3 protein-coding genes are annotated in these 2,791 nt (G+C 41.7%); all 3 read right to left on the bottom strand.

All coding sequences use genetic code 11. From position 1 onward, the window contains the following. Window positions 1–8: 8 nt before the first annotated feature. Window positions 9–1,112 (bottom strand): plasmid recombination protein, encoded by a 1,104-nt coding sequence (locus HMPREF9447_RS27305; RefSeq protein WP_007572070.1) that lies wholly within the window; start codon window positions 1,110–1,112, stop codon window positions 9–11. A gap of 617 nt (window positions 1,113–1,729) precedes the next feature. Further along, complete coding sequence (locus HMPREF9447_RS27315; RefSeq protein ID WP_008670455.1) at window positions 1,730–2,320, bottom strand: hypothetical protein; 591 nt, start codon at window positions 2,318–2,320, stop codon at window positions 1,730–1,732. Window positions 2,321–2,589: 269 nt separating this feature from the next. Further along, a partial coding sequence (locus tag HMPREF9447_RS28980; protein WP_009132806.1) for a hypothetical protein occupies window positions 2,590–2,791 on the bottom strand: 202 nt, incomplete at its 5' end.

Consider the following 2,791-nt stretch of genomic DNA (forward strand, 5'->3'; position numbering starts at 1 on the left):
GGGGGGGGTTACATACCCATGCCGAAACCTCTGCTTCTGGTGATTTGCTTGAGTAGGTCTTTCCCCTCTTCCATAGCTTTTGATATGTTTGGGAAATGATGCCTTAAAGCCTCCAGTTGTTCGGAATTGAACAAGTCTTTCATCTTACCAAGTTCTTTTTTCAATTCCTTGGTTTCGGTCTTTAGTTCTTGGTTCTCCGTTCTTAGTCGGTTACTGGTTGTCCTTGCATTGTCCATTTGCTGTCTATAATACTCCTTGTCGTTCTCGGCTTTGAATACCTTTGTGCCGTTTCGCTCTTTTTCAAGTATAGCCTTTCCCAGTCTATCGGATAGCTGTTCATTTTCCCCCTCTAAAGCCTTTATTTTGGCTTTTAAGGCATCTTTTTCCCTATCGTTAACCGTTTTCCCTATCAAGCCGTAAAACTTCTCTGAAGCCTTAGAAATGAGTTTTTGGACGTTTTTCTTTGTTTCAATGGAACGTAGTTCTTTCTGAAGCTGAAGAAGCTGGTTTTGCACGTCCTTGTGCTTGTCTAACGCACTGGATATATCGTTGGATAGTTCCTGAAGCTGTTCTTTCGCACATTCGGTCTTGTACTGCATAGCCGATAAGTGTTTGCGATCAGAAGAAACACCACGTTCCATGCCCAGTGCTTCAGATGCTATGGTTTGGAGTTCTGCCATGTCATCACGCGATAAACGCACACTCTTCCCGTTCGGCTGCGTCCAATCGAAAACTACATGGGCGTGAAGGTTAGGTGTCCATTGCTTTGCGTTCATGTATCCTTCGTCCTTGTGTATATGGATTTGAAACGCTTCAATACCGAAACGTTCCTTGCAGACCGCAGCGAATTGCTGGAGTTCCTGCATGGTGGTTTCTTGCTTGATTACTATTACCCCCTCCCGTATGGGTGCTGCTTTAGTCTGCATCTTCTGCCCAACCGTATCGAAATATCTCTGTTTCGCACTCTCCAGCCGATGGGAGATGCTATCTCCAACCCAGCTTTCATTCAAATGACTAAGTTCCGGACGAACATAGTCCAACTCTTTTTCCCTAAAGTTGTGAATCTCGCTCCCCGGCTTCACTGCTTGTACATGAATACTTGTTGCTCCCATAAGTTAACATTTTTGTGACAATCGATAACAGCCGGTGACAGCCGGCTGACAGGGGGTTAAGGGGGCTTGTCCCCTTACACACGTACCCTTTAGGGTGCTAGTGTGCTATCACCATACTGCATAGGTGCGAAGTTAGTGAATGTTTTGTAAATGCACAAATAAAGGGGAAAACATTTGGATTTGCGACAATAAAGTACTACCTTTGTTGCTGACCAAACGGTAGCTGACCGATACGGGAGAGTTACCAAAATACAAGCCGCTGGAGTTAATTGACGGACATCCGACATCCCCAGCGGCTTTATTTTTGCCTATCTGCTTCGTCTAGGCATACCAGTACCTCTACTAAAAATGTACTTCAAAGATACTTATTTTCTACCGACTTGATAGTTTTTACCCCATATTCTTGGACATTTTTCCCCCATGAGGTTATCTTTGTAGGGTGAAAGAGAAACCCATAAACGGGGATAGATTGAATGCTGGGAAGCATAAACAATCGGGGTAAGGTTAGCGAACCTTGCCTTTCATCCCCCATTATAACTTTACATAGAGGAACTTTATCTATCCCCCCCCGCCCCCAAAGGGGGAGCGACCAAACGGCAGCTTCACTCAATGGAGTGTTACAGTTCATCAAAACCAAGTGATAACTGTCGTTTCTCTGCTTCTTCTTTCTTTTGGGCAGCTAAAGTCTTTTTCCGAACGTATGTTTTTGTAAATGAAACTCTATCCCCATTAAAGACAATCAACGGATTAATGAACCAATTATATTCGTTTGGACCTCTTGCTATGATTTCACTTTGTACGAGCTCTGCCAATCCTTTGTATATGGCTTTGTCTGATTTGTATTGGGTGTATTCTAAGCATTTTCGCCTATCGAAAATTATCATATCATTCTTAGGCTTCATGCAAGTTAGAATATACCCGAAAACCCGAATAGCTGATTGTGATAGATTGAAAAAAGCGGCAAAATTCGCAAGGTATAGTTTTGCAAATTGCTCTTCATCTACTTCTATTTGTCGGATAAACGAGGTTTTGAATACTTCTCCTGTATCTGTATCAGCAACAGCAACTACAGCTTTTTTATCACTTCCCGTACTACTTTTGTATTTCTTAACAACGTGATTTTCAATCCCTTCAATTGCTTGTTTCATAAAGGGGTTTTCTTCGTTTTTTTGAAAATCGGTTAATTTGAGTACTTTCTTATTTTCCATAAACATTCTATTTAGGCAAATTTGACTTTCTATATATCGGTGAAAAAGTATAATTTGATTTTCCACAAAGGAATATTTAAATTTCCATTAATACAATAAAAAAGCAAAATATATTTTCCTTTTTAACATCTAATAGGAAAGAGCGACTTTCTAATATGGAAAATCAGATTTTCCAATATGGAAAATACCCTATATTGAGTATCAACTACTTAACTTATTCTATTTCTTAAGTTCTTATTATACCCTAAAAACGGCATATAATCAACTACTTAAAAAATCATCGGTCGGGGAGCGCCCAGCGGCAAGGGGCGGGACCACCCGTCCCGACGAGCGCCCACACCATAAACTTTTTTTCGAATAAGCACACAACCGTTTTTCGAACCCTGCAAAATTTCTTCCGAACCCGAACGGCGTAACACTCCATTGAGTGAAGCTGCCGTTTGGTCGCTCCCCCTTTGGGGGCGGGGGGGG

The organism is Bacteroides oleiciplenus YIT 12058, assembly GCF_000315485.1.
GTDB classification, from domain to species: Bacteria; Bacteroidota; Bacteroidia; order Bacteroidales; family Bacteroidaceae; genus Bacteroides; species Bacteroides oleiciplenus.